Raw genomic sequence first — 16,016 nt, 5'->3', positions numbered from 1 at the left:
TCATGTCATGGAGAAATGCAATGGAACAGCAACGCTATCTGAGGATCCAGCAAGATCCCGTCTTCCAGGAGTTGGTCAGCAAACGCCAACGCTTCGCCTGGACCCTCTCCATCCTGATGCTGGGGCTCTACCTGGCGTTTATCCTGCTCATCGCCTTCGCCCCCGGCTGGCTCGGCACACCGCTGAGCGAGGGATCTTCCATCACCCGTGGCATTCCCGTCGGCGTGGGCCTCATCCTCGCCTCCTTCGTGCTGACCGGCATCTATGTGGTGCGTGCCAACGGCGAGTTTGACGAGCTGAACCAGAAGATCCTCAAGGGAGTGCAATCATGAAAGGCAAGTCTCTGCTGCTGTTGACCGGCCTGGTCTCCACCCCCCTGCTGGCGGCCGATGCGCTGACCGGCGAGGTGCAACGCCAGCCCCTCAATGTCCCGGCCATCGTCATGTTCGTGGTCTTCGTGGCCGCCACCCTGTTCATCACCTACTGGGCCTCCAAGCGTAACCGCTCGGCCTCCGACTACTATGCCGCAGGGGGCCGCATCACCGGCTTCCAGAACGGCCTGGCCATCGCCGGTGACTACATGTCCGCCGCCTCCTTCCTCGGCATCTCCGCCCTGGTCTACACCTCGGGCTACGATGGCCTCATCTACTCCATCGGCTTCCTGGTGGGCTGGCCCATCATACTGTTCCTGATCGCGGAGCGGCTGCGCAACCTCGGCAAGTACACCTTCGCCGACGTCGCCTCCTACCGCCTCAAGCAAACCTCGGTGCGCAGCCTCTCCGCCAGCGGCTCCCTGGTGGTGGTCGCCCTCTACCTGATCGCCCAGATGGTCGGTGCCGGCAAGCTGATCGAGCTGCTGTTCGGCCTGCAATACCACGTGGCCGTGGTACTGGTCGGCATCCTGATGGTGCTCTACGTGCTGTTTGGCGGCATGCTGGCCACCACCTGGGTGCAGATCATCAAGGCGGTGATGCTGCTCTCCGGCGCCTCCTTCATGGCCATCATGGTGATGAAGTCCGTCAACTTCGACATCGGTGCCCTGTTCAGCGAGGCCGTCAAGGTGCACGCGAACGGCGCCGCCATCATGAGCCCGGGTGGCCTGGTGGCCGATCCCATCTCCGCCATCTCCCTCGGGCTGGCACTGATGTTCGGCACCGCCGGCCTGCCCCACATCCTGATGCGTTTCTTCACCGTGAGTGACGCCAAGGAAGCGCGCAAGAGCGTGTTCTACGCCACCGGCTTCATCGGCTACTTCTACATCCTGACCTTCATCATCGGCTTCGGCGCCATCCTGCTGGTCAGCACCAACCCGACCTTCAAGGATGCCACCGGCGCCCTGCTGGGCGGCACCAACATGGCGGCTGTCCATCTGGCCGATGCGGTGGGGGGCAGCCTGTTCCTCGGCTTCATCAGCGCCGTGGCCTTCGCCACCATCTTGGCGGTGGTCGCCGGCCTCACCCTGGCGGGCGCCTCCGCGGTCTCCCACGACCTCTATGCCTGCGTGATCAAGCAGGGCAAGGCCAACGAAACCGACGAGCTGCGCGTCTCCAAGTACACCACTGTGGTGCTGGGGGTGGTCGCCATCGGTCTGGGGATCCTGTTCGAGAAGCAGAACATCGCCTTCATGGTGGGCCTGGCCTTCTCCATCGCGGCAAGCTGCAACTTCCCGGTGCTGTTCCTCTCCATGTTCTGGTCCCGCCTGACCACCCGCGGCGCCGTCTACGGTGGCTGGCTGGGTCTCATCAGCGCCGTGACCCTGATGATCCTGGGCCCGACCGTGTGGGTGAAGGTGCTGGGTCATGCGCAGGCTATCTTCCCCTACGAGTACCCTGCGCTCTTCTCGATGCTGCTGGCCTTCGCCGGGATCTGGTTCTTCTCGGTCACCGACAAGTCCCAGAATGCCAGCGACGAACACGCGAAATTCATCCCGCAGTTCGTGCGCTCCCAGACCGGGCTCGGCGCCTCCGGTGCCTCCGCCCACTAAATTGCTCTCGTCACTCCCAAGCCGGCCCTGTGCCGGCTTTTTTCATGGGATCTCACTCACTTGTCATGGTGCCAGATCACAGTTCTCACTAAAACTTTCGGGGGATCTGTGCCATAATGCGCGCCATTTGACAGACCAACCGGGACATCTCCTTTGTTAAGCAGCAACAACATCACCATGCAGTTCGGCGCCAAGCCGTTGTTTGAGAACATCAGCGTCAAGTTTGGCGGCGGCAACCGCTACGGCCTCATAGGCGCCAACGGCTGTGGCAAGTCCACCTTTATGAAGATCCTCGGCGGCGACCTTGAGCCCACTGGCGGTAATGTGAGCCTGGACGTCAACGAGCGCATCGGTAAGTTGCGCCAGGATCAGTTCGCCTACGAAGAGATGCGCGTGCTGGACGTGGTCATGATGGGCCATAACGAGCTGTGGGCCGCCATCGCCGAGCGCGATGCCATCTACGCCAATCTGGAAGCCACCGACGACGACTACATGAAGGCCGCCGAGCTGGAAGGTCTGGTTGCCGAATACGACGGTTACACCGCCGAGGCCCGCGCGGGTGAGCTGCTGCTCGGCGCCGGCATTCCCATCGAGCTGCACAACGGCCCCATGAGCGAAGTGGCGCCGGGCTGGAAACTGCGGGTGCTGCTGGCACAGGCGCTGTTCTCCAACCCCGACATCCTGTTGCTGGACGAACCGACCAACAACCTGGACATCAACACCATTCGCTGGCTAGAGCAGGTGCTCAACGATCGTGAAAGTACCATGATCATCATCTCTCACGATCGTCACTTCCTGAACTCGGTCTGCACCCACATGGCGGATCTGGACTACGGCGAGCTGCGGGTCTACCCGGGTAACTACGACGAGTACATGACCGCGGCCACCCAGGCCCGCGAGCGTCTGCTCTCCGACAACGCCAAGAAGAAGGCCCAGATTGCCGACCTGCAATCCTTCGTCTCCCGTTTCAGTGCCAACGCCTCCAAGTCCAGCCAGGCCACCTCCCGCCTCAAGCAGATCGACAAGATAAAGATTGAAGAGGTGAAGGTCTCCAGCCGTCAGAACCCCTTCATCCGCTTCGAGCAGGAGAAGAAGCTGTATCGCAACATCCTGGAAGTGGAAGGGGTGTCCAAAGGTTATGGTGAGGCGCCCCTGTTCAAGGGTCTCAGCATGATGCTGGAAGTGGGCGAGAAGGTCGCCATTCTGGGGACCAACGGTATAGGTAAATCCACCCTGATCAAGACGCTCATGGGCGAATTGGCGCCGGACAGCGGCACCATCAAGTGGTCCGAGAACGCCCAGATTGGCTACTATGCCCAGGATCACGCCGAAGACTTCAACACCGATCTGAACGTGTTCGACTGGATGGCGCAGTGGAAACAGGCCAACGAAGACGAGCAGGCGGTACGCTCAGTGCTGGGTCGTCTGCTGTTCACCCAGGACGACATCAAGAAGCCGGTCAAGGTGCTGTCCGGTGGCGAACAGGGCCGCATGCTGTTCGGCAAGCTGATGATGCAGCGCCCCAACATCCTGATCATGGATGAGCCGACCAACCACCTGGACATGGAATCTATCGAATCCTTGAACCTGGCGCTGGAGATGTATCAGGGCACCCTGATCTTCGTCTCCCACGACCGTGAGTTCGTCTCCTCCCTGGCGACCCGCATCATGGAACTGACCGAGAATGGCATCCGCGACTTCGGCGGCACCTACGAGGATTACCTGCGTACTCAGGGCGTGGCATAACCGCCCCTACCCTCGCGGTTCCTAAATGAAAACCGGCGCCACAGGCGCCGGTTTTTTATGCTTGTCTCTGCCGAGGCTGAGGATGCTGAGGATGCTGAGGATGCTGAGGATGCTGAGGATGCTGAGGATGCTGAGGATGCTGAGGATGCTGAGGATGCTGAGGATGCTGAGGATGCTGAGGATAAAAGCATAATAATGGTGTGCCCGCCCCCGCAGATAAAAAAACGGCTCCATCAAGGAGCCGTTTTCAATGGGTGAGCGAGTCGATTATTCGACGGTCGCTTCCACGTCGGTGAAGTACTCGATCTTGGCCGCTTTGCGCAGCTCATCGATCAGCGACTTGTAGGAGGCCTGCGCCTTGCCCTGGCCAAGCTGGCCTTGCAGCAGGCTGACCATCTGGGACGGCTCCTTGGTCACGTTGACCTTGTCCAGCGCCACCACGACGCGATCGCCATTGGCTTCGGCCACCAGCTCGACGCTCGGCTTGCCGTCGACCGGATGGGGCATGCGGAACGCCTGGGCCAGCAGGGTCTGATCCATCTCCTGGGTGAAGCGGGCGACGCCGTTGTGGGTCTCCACCTTCAGTCCAAGGGCGGTCAGATCGGCCTGGATGTCCTCACCGGCGTGCAGCTTGTCGAGCAGGGCCTGTGCCTTGCCACGGGCCACTTCGCTGGCCTTGTCATGCTTGATGGCCGCGATCACCTGCTCCTTGATCTCCGCCAGCGGCTTGGCCGCCTTGGGCTTATGACCCATGATGTGCAGCACCAGCGCCTTGCCATCCGCCAGCTCGATCACATCCGAGTTGGTGTTGTCATCGCGCAGCTGTTCGGAGAACGCCACCGCCAGCACCTTGGGATCCTTGAGCGGGGCCGGGGCATCGGCCTGACCGAAGTAATCCGAGGAGATGACCTTCAGACCCATGGTCTCGGCGGTCAGGTCCAGGGAGTCCGGGTTCTCGAAGCTGCTATCGGCCATCTTCTGCTGCTCGGCGAAGAACAGCTCCTTGGCCTTGTCCGCTTGCAGGCGGCTGATGGTGTCACTCATCACATCCACGAACGGCTTGGTCTTGGCGGGCTCGACGGCCAGCAGCTTGATGACGTGGAAGCCAAACGGGCTCTTCACCACGCCAGAGAGATCGCCGGCCTTGTTCAGGGCAAAGGCGGCTTGTTCGAACGCCGGATCCATCACCCCTTTCTCGAACCAGTCCAGCTCGCCACCCTTCTTGGCGGAGAAGCTGTCACTGGAGTTGGCCTTGGCCAGCTCGGCGAAGTCTTCACCGCCCTTGGCCTTGGCCAGCAGGGCCTCGGCCTTCTGCTCGGCCGCTTTCTCGTCCTTGCCAAACGGGATCAGGATATGCGCCACCTGGCGACGCTCGGCACGCTGGAACAGGTCCTGGTGCTGATCGTAGTAATCCTGGGCATCCTGCTCGGTGACCTTGATATCTTTACCCAGGTTGGCGGCATCCAGCAGCAGGTAGTCTACCTTGACCTGCTCGTCGTTCATGAAACGCGCGCTGTTGGCCTTGTAGAACTGATCCACCTCCGCATCGGAGACCTCGACCTCGCCCAGATAGGCAGAGGCAGCCAGGCGCACCAGGCGCAGATCGCGAGTCTGGTTGTAGAGCTTGTCGAGCTGCTCGGCCTCACCCTTGAGGGCGAATTCGGAGCCCAGCAGGGCGCCCATCAGTTGCTGGCGCACCATGTCCTGGCGCAGGGAGTCGCGGAACATCTCCGGCGTCATGCCGGCGCGGCGGATCAGCTGCAGGTAGCGCTCGTTGTTGAATTTGCCCTCTTCGACAAACTCCGGCATGGCGACGATGGCCTGCTTGATCTGCGCGTCGCTGATGCGCAGGCCGAGTTCACGGGCCTTGTCATCGATCAGCGCCTGATCGATGAGCCGGTCCAGCACACCACGGCGGAACTGTTTCATGTAATCGGGGTTGGCGGCCATCTGGTTGAAGGCCTCGCCCATTTGGGACTCCATGCGGGCCCGCTCGTTGCGATAGGCATTCTCCAGTGCGGGGGCACTGATGTCATTGCCGTTGACGGTGGCGGGGGCGGTACGTGCCGGGCCGTTGAGGTAGCTACCTACACCGGCCAAGGCAAAGGAGAGAATGATCAGGCCCAAGATAACCTTGGCTACCTTGCCCTGCGCCCCTTCGCGTAGTTTATCCAACATCATGTTTGTACTTATGCTCCCGAACTCGATGGGCCTAAATAATGAAAAGGCGCACCGATTGCGATGCGCCTTGGTCAATCAGTATGAGGGAGAGCCCTCTAACTTGTCTGGTCTGCGACCAAGGACGGTGCCGATGAGAATCAGCGCCCGGCTTAGTTGACCGCGTCTTTCAGGGCCTTGCCCGCTTTGAAGGCAGGAACTTTACCGGCGGCGATTTCGATGGTCGCGCCAGTTTGCGGGTTACGGCCAGAACGAGCAGCACGCTCGCGTACAGCGAAAGTACCGAAACCAACCAGAGCAACCTGGTCACCCTCTTTCAGAGCTTCACCTACTGCTTCAATGAAGGCATCAAGCGCACGGCCAGCAGCGGCTTTGGAGATATCAGCACCGTCTGCAATCTTGTCAATCAGTTGAGATTTATTCACTCTTATATTCCCCTTTTATCGAACATCGCTGCGGCGCTGATTTCCCTGGCCACAACAAGTGGAGGTTTTATAGCAAGCCTCCTGATCAGTTGCAAGTGACAATCTGGCGCAAACCCGCGCCACATCACGCATTGCGACTCATCATGAGTACCCGATCGGTGGTCAAGGCTACTTCCGTTATCCGGCGCATGCAAGCCTTAACCACCTCCCGAATGCGCCAAATTTGCGGCGCATCAACATTTACACGACAGAAACGCGTTCGAAACCCTGTGGATTGTCCTGCAGCGCCAGTGCCAGCACCTCATCAATCCAGCGAACCGGATAAATTTCAAGGTCTTGTTTGACGTTGGCCGGGATCTCTTCCAGGTCGCGCTCGTTCTCTTTCGGGATCAGCACCCGCTTGATGCCGCCACGATGGGCCGCCAGCAGCTTCTCTTTGAGGCCGCCGATGGGCAGCACCTCACCGCGCAGGGTGATCTCCCCGGTCATGGCCACATCGGCACGGACCGGGTTGCCGGTCAGGCTGGAGACCAGGGCGGTACACATGGCGATACCTGCGCTCGGGCCATCCTTCGGGGTCGCCCCTTCCGGCACGTGCACGTGAATGTCACGCTTCTCGTAGAAGTCGGCGTTGATGCGCAGCATCTCGGCGCGGGCCCGCACCACCGTCATGGCGGCCTGGATGGACTCCTGCATCACATCACCGAGCGAGCCGGTGTAGGTGAGCTTGCCCTTGCCCGGCATGTTGGTGGTCTCGATGGTGAGCAGATCGCCGCCCACTTCGGTCCACGCCAACCCGCACACCTGGCCGATCTGGTTCTGGCTGGTGGCCTTGCCGTAATCGAAACGCTGGACCCCGAGGAACTCCTTGAGGTTCTCCTGATTGACCAGAACATGCTTGATGCTCTTGTCCAGCAGGATGCGTTTGACTGCCTTGCGACACATCTTGGAGATTTCGCGCTCCAGGCTACGCACCCCCGCCTCGCGGGTGTAGTAGCGGATCACCCCGATCAGAGCGGAGTCTTCGATGGTGATCTCGGACTCTTTCAAACCGTTGCGCTGGATCTGCTTGGCGACCAGGTGCTGCTTGGCGATGTTGAGCTTCTCGTCCTCGGTGTACCCGGACAGACGGATCACTTCCATCCGGTCCAGCAAGGGGCCCGGGATGTTCATGGAGTTGGAGGTGGCCACGAACATCACGTCCGACAGGTCATAATCCACTTCCAGATAGTGATCGTTGAAGCTGTTGTTCTGCTCCGGATCCAGCACTTCCAGCAATGCGGAGGCGGGATCGCCACGCATGTCCGAGCTCATCTTGTCGATCTCGTCGAGCAGGAACAGCGGGTTCTTCACGCCGATCTTCGCCATCTTCTGGATGAGCTTGCCGGGCATGGAGCCGATATAGGTGCGACGGTGACCGCGGATCTCCGCCTCGTCACGCACGCCGCCGAGCGCCATGCGCACATATTTGCGACCGGTCGCCTTGGCGATGGACTGACCCAGCGAGGTCTTGCCCACCCCGGGTGGCCCTACCAGACACAAGATCGGCCCCTTGAGCTTGTTGACCCTTGCCTGCACCGCCAGGTACTCGAGGATGCGATCTTTGACCTTCTCCAGGCCATAGTGATCCGAATCCAGCACCTCTTGTGCCTTGGCGAGATCTTTCTTGACCTTGGAGCGGGCCTTCCAGGGCACCTGCACCATCCAGTCCACGTAGCTGCGCACCACCGTGGCCTCGGCCGACATGGGGGACATCATCTTCAGCTTGGCGAGCTCGGCCAGCGCCTTCTCACGGGCATCGTCCGGCATTCCGGCCTCTTCAATCTTGCGATTGAGGGCCTCGAATTCGTCCGGACTGTCTTCCAGCTCACCCAGCTCTTTCTGAATGGCCTTCATCTGCTCGTTGAGATAGTACTCGCGCTGGCTCTTCTCCATCTGCTTCTTGACCCGGGAGCGGATGCGTTTCTCGACCTGCAAGAGGTCAATCTCCGACTCCATCATGGCCATCAGAAACTCGATGCGCTCGGACACAGAGGCGATTTCCAGCACCTTCTGCTTGTCTTCGAGCTTGAGCGGCATGTGCGCGGCCATGGTGTCGGCCAGGCGCGCCGCATCGTCGATCGCCGAGATCGAGGTGAGTACCTCGGGCGGGATCTTCTTGTTGAGCTTGATGTAACCTTCAAACTGGCCGATGGCGGAGCGCACCAGCACATCCTGATCCTTCTCCTCGATGGCGGCAGACGCTATGTACTGCGCCTCACCGACGAAGAAGTCCTTGTCATCGATCATCCGCTCAAGACGGGCACGCTGACCCCCTTCCACCAGCACCTTGACGGTGCCGTCCGGCAGCTTGAGCATCTGTAAGATATTGGCCACTGTCCCGACGGAGAAGATCTCCTCCACCGTAGGTTCGTCTGTCGACGCATCCTTCTGGGCCACCAGCAGGACTTTTTTGTCCTGCTCCATGGCCGCTTCCAGACAGCGAATGGATTTTTCCCGCCCCACAAAGAGTGGAATGACCATGTGGGGGTAAACCACCACGTCACGAAGAGGCAGGACGGGAATCTCGATGCGTTCTGAACGCTCTAGGTTCATATATGTCCTCTCGGCTTGTTATACCGTTGGCAAAGCGCTTGGCTGAGTATATGGGGGCGCTAAGATGAGATTCAATCGCCTTGGCCGTAAAAAGCATGAAAGGGGCAAAATGCCCCTTTATGTGATTAAAAATCAGCCAGTTACTCTGAGGCGGCGGCCTGAGTCTCGGGATTGTCGTAGATCATCAGAGGCGCGGAGTCCCCTTTGATCACCGTCTCGTCGATCACCACCTTGCTGACCCCTTCCAGGGACGGCAGGTCATACATGGTGTCGAGCAACACGGCTTCGACAATGGATCTCAGACCACGGGCACCGGTTTTACGCTCCATCGCCTTACGCGCAATGGCGTTCAGGGCGTCGTCACGAAACTCCAGCTCCACCTCTTCCAGGGCGAACAGCGCGGCGTACTGCTTGGTCAGCGCGTTTTTCGGCTCTTTCAGGATCTGGATGAGGGCAGCCTCGTCCAGCTCGGTGAGGGTCGCGACCACCGGCAGACGACCGATGAACTCGGGGATCAGACCGTACTTGATCAGATCCTCCGGCTCCACCTTGGCAAAGTTCTCGCTTAAGGTCGCCTTGGCGTTCTTGGATTTGACGTCAGCGCCAAAACCGATGCCGGTGCCCTTGACGGAACGCTGCTCGATCACCTTGTCCAAGCCGGCAAAGGCGCCACCGCAGATGAAGAGGATCTTGGAGGTATCGACCTGCAAGAACTCCTGCTGCGGATGCTTGCGACCACCTTGCGGCGGGACGGAAGCTATGGTGCCTTCGATCAGCTTGAGCAACGCCTGCTGCACCCCTTCCCCGGACACGTCGCGGGTGATGGAGGGGTTGTCCGACTTGCGGGAGATCTTGTCGATCTCGTCGATGTAGACGATGCCACGCTGGGCCTTCTCTACGTCGTAGTCGCACTTTTGCAGCAGCTTCTGGATGATGTTCTCCACGTCTTCGCCCACGTAACCGGCTTCGGTCAGGGTGGTGGCGTCGGCCATGGTGAAGGGTACATCCAGCAGGCGGGCGAGCGTCTCGGCCAGCAGGGTCTTGCCGCTACCGGTCGGGCCAATCAGCAGGATGTTAGACTTGCCAAGCTCCACACCGCCGGCTTCGCTGCCGCTGCGCAGACGCTTGTAGTGGTTGTAAACGGCCACGGCCAACACCTTCTTGGCGTACTCCTGGCCGATCACATAGTCATCCAGGTGCGCACGAATTTCATGAGGGGTCGGCAGCTCGCTACCATCGCGCTTGGGAGAGATCTCGCGGATCTCTTCGCGGATGATGTCGTTGCACAGCTCGACACACTCATCACATACGTAGACGGAAGGGCCAGCGATCAGCTTACGCACTTCATGCTGACTTTTGCCGCAGAAAGAGCAATAAAGCAGCTTGTCGCCCTCACCCTTGCGTTTCTCTGTCATTCAGCAACCTCGTTCTATCAATAGAGGATGGATCGTCCTGTTGAGTTTACAACAGGACGGGATACCCTGCTCAGCCGCGCTGGCTCAGGATGCCGTCGACCAGACCATAGGCCACGGCCTGCTCGGCCGACATGAAGTTGTCACGATCGGTGTCACGCTCGACGGTGGCCATGTCCTGGCCGGTGTGGAAGGCCAGACGCTCGTTCAGGGTATTCTTGATTTTCAGGATCTCCTGGGCATGGATCTGGATGTCAGATGCCTGGCCCTGGAAGCCGCCCAGCGGTTGGTGGATCATCACGCGCGCATTGGGCAGGCAGAAGCGCTTGCCCTTGGCGCCACCGGCCAGCAGGAAGGCGCCCATGGAGCAGGCCTGCCCCATACAGACGGTGCTGACGTCCGGCTTGATGAACTGCATGGTGTCATAGATGGACATACCCGCAGTGACGGCACCACCCGGCGAGTTGATGTAGATGCTGATGTCCTGATCCGGGTTCTCGGACTCCAGGAACAGCAGCTGAGCCACCACCAGGTTCGCCATGTGATCCTCAACCTGACCCGTCAGGAAGATGACCCGCTCTTTCAGCAGGCGGGAATAGATGTCATAAGAACGCTCCCCTTTCGCCGTCTGCTCGACCACCATAGGGATGAGCGCATTGCGTGGGGATTCAGTCACATCGTTATAGTTCTTGTACATAAGGCATTGTCCCTAAAATAAAATGGCCCGAGTGGAGATCACACGAGCCATTATACTTAACAGTTTTGACCTTAAGTCAAATGTTCTTAGGCAGCGGCACCGGACTTGTTGATCACTTCGTCGAAGGCCACTTCTTTCTCGGTCACTTGCGCCTTGGACAGGATCAGGTCGATGGCTTGATCTTCAACCGCCAGATTGCGGACGCCATTCAGCATCTGCTCGTTCTTCTGGTAGTACTCGATCACTTCCTTCGGATCTTCGTAGGCGGTGGCCATGGACTCGATGATGCTGGTCACACGGGCATCGTCAGCCTTGATCTCGTTGGTGCGGATGACATCACCCAGCAGCAGACCAACGCGGACGCGACGCTCGGCCTGGGCCTGGAACAGCTCGGCCGGCAGCTCGGGAGCGTTGCCGCCCTGGAAGCCACCGAAGCGCTGCAGCGCCTGCTGACGCAGGGTGTCGATTTCCTGGGCAACGGCAGCCTTCGGCAGATCGATCTGGTTGGCTTCAACCAGGCCGTTCAGCACTTGCTCTTTCACGCTGTTTTTCAGGGCCTGGGCCAGTTCGCGCTCCATGTTCTTGCGCACTTCGGCTTTCAGCTCTTCAACGTTACCGCTCTCGATGCCAAAACGCTTGACGAACTCTTCGGTCAGCTCGGGCAGCACCTGCTCTTCAACCTTGTTCAGCTTGGAGGCAAACTTGGCCGCCTTGCCTTTGAGGTTTTCGGCGTGGTAGTCAGCCGGGAAAGTCACCTCGATGGTGAACTCGTCGCCCGCTTTCTTGCCCAGGATGGCATCTTCGAAGCCCGGGATCATACGGCCAGCGCCCAGCTCCAGGGTGAAACCTTCGGCCTTGCCGCCGTCGAACTCTTCACCGTCGATGGAACCGACGAAGTCCAGAGTGACACGCATGCCCTTGGCGGCAGCGGCGTCAACATCGGTCCAGGTCGCGTGCTGCTTGCGCAGGGTGTCGATCATGTTGGCCAGATCTTCATCCTTGACGGTCGCAACCGGCTTCTCGACCTTGATGGTCTCGAGGCCTGCAACTTCAAACTCCGGGTACACTTCGAAAGTGGCGGTGAACTCGAAATCCTGGCCTTCCTTGATCTCTTTCGGATCCATGGTCGGCGCGCCGGCCGGGCTCAGTTTGTTTTCGATGATGGCCTTGATGAAGTTGTTCTGCATCATTTCATCGGCAACGCGGGCATGGGCCATGGCGCCGAACATCTTCTTGATGATGGCAACCGGAGCCTTGCCAGGACGGAAACCGTCGATGCGACGAGTCTTGGCCAGGCCATTCAATTCTTTACGCACGGCAGCGTCAACGGTAGCAGCCGGTACAGTGATGGTAAGACGGCGTTCCAGACCCTGGGTTGTCTCTACAGAAACTTGCATTCTTTTACCTCGTTCAACTCAGCACTGTGTGCTGACCCTTTATTACCCCTGGGTAAAACCCGGAGTCTTCCTGTTTATAAAGACAACGACTGTCTTTGTGATGAGAAAATATGACGCGACATTATAGCGGCGCACATTGGTCGCGTCGAGCCGCACATCCCCCATCCGGGGCACAGACGGCACAATTTGCGCATGTCTGCCCCTTATATGGGGAAGCCCTGGCCCCAGTTCAAGCGCCAGGTTAGCAATAATTTGCACTCGCTCACCTTTTTACGCACCAACCCTCCCTTTTTCCACCCCTGTGGCCCGCAAAACGGCCCCGCCGAGGGCGGCTGCGACCCAAATTGTCCACCTTCTCGCATCAGCCATTGCGTCCCTCGACGCCGCTCGCTATGGTGACAACCAATTTATGAGTCTGGAGTGACCCACATGTCCTTTTTCCGCTTCTTGTTTAACCTGCTCTGGTTTGTACTGGGGGGCGTCGTCATGGGGCTGGCCTGGTGGCTGGCCGGGCTGCTCTGCTTCGTCTCCCTGATAGGGATCCCCTGGGGGCGTTCCTGCTTCGTCATCGGCACCTTCACCTTCTTCCCGTTTGGCAAGCAGGCGGTGAGCCGCAAGAGCATGACCGGCCAGAGCGACATCGGCTCCGGCGTGCTGGGCCTTATCGGCAACATCCTCTGGTTCCTGGTGATCGGGGTCTGGCTGGCCATCGGCCATATCGCCTCGGCACTGGCCTGCTTCGTGACCATCATCGGCATCCCGTTCGGCATCCAGCACCTCAAGCTCGCCTTGATCGCGCTGGCCCCCATCGGTCAGATGGTGGTGACCAATCACGAGGCCGAATCCGGTCGCTACATTCGCTAACCAAGAATGCGGCAACGGGCTATGCCTGCGAGGTAAAAAAAGGGCAGACTAGGGTCTGCCCTTTTTCATTGCCCCCGTTCGAGGTCATTCATGCTCCCCAGCCACTTCTTCGCCAACCTCGCCCGCATGCGACTCATCTATCGCTGGCCGCTGATGCGCAACATACAGCCGGAAAACATCGCCGAGCACAGCCTGCAGGTCGCCATGGTGGCCCACGCCCTCGGGGTCATCCAGAATCGCCTGTTTGATGGCAGAGTCGATGCCAACCTGGCTGCGGTGATGGCGCTCTACCACGACAGCAGCGAGGTGCTGACCGGTGATCTACCGACCCCGGTCAAGTATTTCAACCCCGAGATAGCCCGTGAATACAAGAAGATAGAGCTGGCGGCCGAGCAGCGCCTGCTGGGGATGCTGCCCCCCGAGCTGATGGAAGATTTTCGCCCCCTGCTCGACTCCGGCGCCCAGGATGGCGAGCTCAGCCGGCTGGTGAAGGATGCCGACACCCTCTGCGCCTATACCAAGTGCCTGGAAGAGATCAATGCCGGCAACCGGGAGTTCGAGCCGGCCAGGAAGCGGCTCGAGCAGATGCTGGCCGCCCGCATGAACCCGGCGATGCGCTACTTCATCGACGTGTTCGTGGCCAGCTTCTCGCTGCCATTGGATGAACTCAACGCCCACTGAGCCTGCCATCGCCGCCACCAGAAAAAGCGAAGGGCCCGTAACGGGCCCTTCTTCTTTGTCTTCACATCCGGCGTCGATCAGTGTCCCAGCTCGCGGGACGGCACCAGGCCACTCGCCCGCCAGGCGGGATAGAGGGTCGCCAGCAGACTCATCAGGATGGCGGCACTGGTGACTATCACCAGATCCTGCAGGTGCAGCTCGGTCGGCAGGAAGTCGATGAAGTAGATGTCCGGATTGAGGAAGCGATGGCCGATCACCCCCTCGATGAAGCTCAGGATCTGGGTCAGCTTGCTGGAGAGCAGGCCACCGAGCAGGGCCCCGAGCAGGGCGCCCGCCACCCCGTTCACCATGCCCTGGATGACGAAGGTGAGCCGGATCTGGCCCGGGCTCGCCCCCATGGTCTTGAGGATGGCGATCTCGCTGCGCTTCTCGTTCACCGCCATCACCAGGGTGGAGACGATGTTGAAGCAGGCCACCGCCACCACCATCAGCATCACCACGTACATCACGGTGCGCACCATCTGGATGTCCTGATAGAGGTAGCCCTGGCGGCTCATCCAGCTGCTGATGTAGACGTAATGCGGAAATTTCTGGGCGGCCGCCACCGTGATGGACTGCGCCTTGAGCACGTCATTCACCTTGAGGCTGAAGCCCTCCACCGCGCTGCCCATGCCGGTGATGGCCTGGGCGTCGGCGAGGTGCATAAAGCCGAGCAGCCCGTCGAGTTGGCCGCCTATCTCCAGCAGCCCCACCACCTTGAGCGCCTCCCGCTTCGGGTTCTTGATGCCGGCGGCATCTCCCCCCTGCGGCAGCAGCAAGGCGACGGTGTCACCTATGCCGACCCCCAGCTTGTCGGCGATGGTCTTGCCGAGGATGACCCCGTTGCCACCGGCCTGCAGCTCGCGCAGGCCGCGCCCCGTCATGTACTTGCCCGCATCGGACAGGTTGGCCTCGAGCTCGGGCAACACGGCGCGCACCTGCACCCCCTTGAGGGCGGAGCCGTGCTCCAGCAGGCCATCGAGCCGGATGACGGGGGCGGCGGCCTCGATCCCGGGCTGGGCCAGCAGGTAATCCCGCAGCCTGGGCCAGTCGGGCAGCGGCGCCTCCATGCCGATCAGCTCGCCATGCGGTACCACCGAGAGCACCCGGTTCTTGAGCTCGCGCTCGAACCCGTTCATGGCGGAAAGACCGAGGATGAGGGCCATCACCCCCAGCGCAATGCCGATGAGGGAGGAGGCCGAGATAAAGGCGATAAAACCGTTACGACGGCGGGAGCGGCTGTAACGCAGGCCCAGAAAGAGGGGCAGCGGTTTGAACATCAGGCGACCTCCGCCATGATGCCGCTCACCAGGGTCACCCGGCGATGCAGCTTGGCGGCGAGGCTCAAGTCATGGGTCACCACCACGAAGGCGGTGCCCAGCTCCCGGTTCAACTCGCACAGCAGTTCGTAGACGGCGGTGGCACTGGCGTGATCCAGGTTGCCGGTCGGCTCGTCCGCCAGCACCAGACTCGGCTCGTTGACCAGGGCGCGGGCGATGGCCACCCGCTGGCGTTCGCCACCGGAGAGCTCGGACGGTCTGTGGTGCAGGCGATGGGAGAGCCCCACCCGCCCCAGCATCCGGGTCGCCTTGTCGGTGGCGCTCGCCACCGATTCGCCGGCGATCAGCAGCGGCATGGCGGTGTTCTCCAGCGCGGTGAACTCGGCCAGCAGATGGTGGAACTGATAGACGAAGCCCAGCTCCTGGTTGCGGAACCTGGCCTGGGTACGGCTGTCCCAGTGATGGATATCCTGCCCCTTGAACAGCACGGTGCCGCTGGAAGGGTTGTCTAGCGCCCCCATCAGGTGCAGCAGGGTGGTCTTGCCCGAACCCGAGCTGCCCACCACCGCCAGCATCTCGCCGGGGGCCACGCTGAGATCTATCCCCTTGAGCACCTGAGTCTCGAGATGGCCCTCTTTGTAGACATGATTCAGTGCCTCGCAACGCAGCAGAGGTTCACGCGGCTGAGCGTTACGTGATAAGGACTCATTCATAAGAG

General features: G+C 60.4%; 14 protein-coding genes. 6 read left to right on the top strand and 8 right to left on the bottom strand.

Going from position 1 to position 16,016, the window contains the following annotated elements:
* Nucleotides 1-20 precede the first annotated feature (20 nt).
* The 4 genes from EL255_RS09485 to EL255_RS21335 all read left to right on the top strand — a co-directional run bounded on the left by EL255_RS09485 (nucleotide 21) and on the right by EL255_RS21335 (nucleotide 3,988).
* Nucleotides 21-332: a DUF485 domain-containing protein gene (locus tag EL255_RS09485; protein WP_042653674.1), complete on the top strand. Its 312-nt coding sequence runs from the start codon at nucleotides 21-23 to the stop codon at nucleotides 330-332.
* A complete protein-coding gene (locus EL255_RS09480) occupies nucleotides 329-1,984 on the top strand; it encodes a cation acetate symporter (protein ID WP_042653673.1) in 1,656 nt (551 codons plus the stop codon). Before EL255_RS09485 ends, EL255_RS09480 begins: the two co-directional genes overlap by 4 nt.
* A 153-nt stretch (nucleotides 1,985-2,137) precedes the next feature.
* Nucleotides 2,138-3,730, top strand: coding sequence for an ABC-F family ATPase (locus EL255_RS09475; protein WP_042653672.1), 1,593 nt, complete (start codon nucleotides 2,138-2,140; stop codon nucleotides 3,728-3,730).
* 57 nt (nucleotides 3,731-3,787) lie between these two features.
* Nucleotides 3,788-3,988: a hypothetical protein gene (locus EL255_RS21335; RefSeq protein WP_170176003.1), complete on the top strand. Its 201-nt coding sequence runs from the start codon at nucleotides 3,788-3,790 to the stop codon at nucleotides 3,986-3,988.
* 9 nt (nucleotides 3,989-3,997) lie between these two features.
* Here the strand turns inward: EL255_RS21335 and ppiD are convergent, their stop codons facing one another.
* The 6 genes from ppiD to tig all read right to left on the bottom strand — a co-directional run bounded on the left by ppiD (nucleotide 3,998) and on the right by tig (nucleotide 12,434).
* A complete protein-coding gene (gene ppiD, locus EL255_RS09465; RefSeq protein ID WP_042653671.1) occupies nucleotides 3,998-5,911 on the bottom strand; it encodes a peptidylprolyl isomerase in 1,914 nt (637 codons plus the stop codon).
* A 149-nt stretch (nucleotides 5,912-6,060) separates the two neighbouring features.
* A complete protein-coding gene (hupB, locus tag EL255_RS09460) occupies nucleotides 6,061-6,333 on the bottom strand; it encodes a nucleoid-associated protein HU-beta (RefSeq protein ID WP_042020877.1) in 273 nt (90 codons plus the stop codon).
* Nucleotides 6,334-6,573: 240 nt separating this feature from the next.
* Nucleotides 6,574-8,928: an endopeptidase La gene (lon, locus tag EL255_RS09455; RefSeq protein WP_042653670.1), complete on the bottom strand. Its 2,355-nt coding sequence runs from the start codon at nucleotides 8,926-8,928 to the stop codon at nucleotides 6,574-6,576.
* Nucleotides 8,929-9,068: 140 nt separating this feature from the next.
* Nucleotides 9,069-10,343, bottom strand: coding sequence for an ATP-dependent protease ATP-binding subunit ClpX (gene clpX, locus EL255_RS09450; protein WP_042653669.1), 1,275 nt, complete (start codon nucleotides 10,341-10,343; stop codon nucleotides 9,069-9,071).
* Between the two features lie 70 nt (nucleotides 10,344-10,413).
* Entirely contained in the window at nucleotides 10,414-11,037 is a 624-nt protein-coding gene (clpP, locus tag EL255_RS09445; RefSeq protein WP_033129953.1) for an ATP-dependent Clp endopeptidase proteolytic subunit ClpP, read from the bottom strand.
* Between the two features lie 86 nt (nucleotides 11,038-11,123).
* A complete protein-coding gene (tig, locus tag EL255_RS09440; protein ID WP_042653668.1) occupies nucleotides 11,124-12,434 on the bottom strand; it encodes a trigger factor in 1,311 nt (436 codons plus the stop codon).
* Between the two features lie 429 nt (nucleotides 12,435-12,863).
* Here tig and EL255_RS09430 point away from each other — a divergent pair, with 429 nt between their 5' ends.
* On the top strand, nucleotides 12,864-13,298 hold the full coding sequence (locus EL255_RS09430; RefSeq protein ID WP_042653667.1) for a YccF domain-containing protein: 435 nt from the start codon (nucleotides 12,864-12,866) through the stop codon (nucleotides 13,296-13,298).
* 90 nt (nucleotides 13,299-13,388) lie between these two features.
* Nucleotides 13,389-13,979 (top strand): 5'-deoxynucleotidase, encoded by a 591-nt coding sequence (yfbR, locus tag EL255_RS09425; protein WP_042653666.1) that lies wholly within the window; start codon nucleotides 13,389-13,391, stop codon nucleotides 13,977-13,979.
* A 77-nt stretch (nucleotides 13,980-14,056) separates the two neighbouring features.
* On the opposite strand, the gene lolE is transcribed toward yfbR, so the two are convergent.
* Both lolE and lolD read right to left on the bottom strand, forming a co-directional pair.
* Nucleotides 14,057-15,298 carry a lipoprotein-releasing ABC transporter permease subunit LolE gene (gene lolE / locus EL255_RS09420; RefSeq protein ID WP_042653665.1) on the bottom strand — a complete coding sequence of 414 codons (1,242 nt, stop codon included), beginning with the start codon at nucleotides 15,296-15,298 and terminating at the stop codon, nucleotides 14,057-14,059.
* Entirely contained in the window at nucleotides 15,298-16,011 is a 714-nt protein-coding gene (gene lolD, locus EL255_RS09415; protein ID WP_042653664.1) for a lipoprotein-releasing ABC transporter ATP-binding protein LolD, read from the bottom strand. Before lolD ends, lolE begins: the two co-directional genes overlap by 1 nt.
* Between the last annotated feature and the right edge of the window lie 5 nt (nucleotides 16,012-16,016).

This window comes from Aeromonas encheleia, assembly GCF_900637545.1.
GTDB lineage: Bacteria > Pseudomonadota > Gammaproteobacteria > Enterobacterales > Aeromonadaceae > Aeromonas > Aeromonas encheleia.
The sequence above is the reverse complement of the archived record's forward strand: the minus strand, read 5'-3'. Positions and strand labels throughout refer to the sequence as shown.